Source organism: Flavobacterium sp. Leaf359, from assembly GCF_001423985.1.
Classification (GTDB): Bacteria; Bacteroidota; Bacteroidia; order Flavobacteriales; family Flavobacteriaceae; genus Flavobacterium; species Flavobacterium lindanitolerans.
On the sequence record NZ_LMPW01000001.1, the window covers coordinates 580,014 to 580,238 of the forward strand.

Below are 225 nucleotides of genomic sequence, written 5' to 3' on the forward strand. Positions count from 1 at the left end.
GCAAATGCAGGAGCCTGTGTATCGGTCACGGTTACTACCTGTACATGCTCGGCAGTGTTCCCGCAAAGGTCAGTAGCCGTCCATTTTCTAGTAAGGGTGTAGCTTCCTGCGCAGGCACCATCGGTTCTGGTCTCGGCAAAAGTTACAGTCGCAGTTCCGCAGGCATCGGTCGCAGTAAGCGTAGCCGCAGCCGGGATACTGTCGCAAGACGCAGCCACTTCGGCA

General features: G+C 56.9%; 1 protein-coding gene. It reads right to left on the minus strand.

The window, feature by feature from the left end; translation table 11 throughout:
• On the minus strand, positions 1-225 hold a 225-nt coding region (locus ASG38_RS17900), incomplete at both ends, for a hypothetical protein (RefSeq protein WP_162239640.1).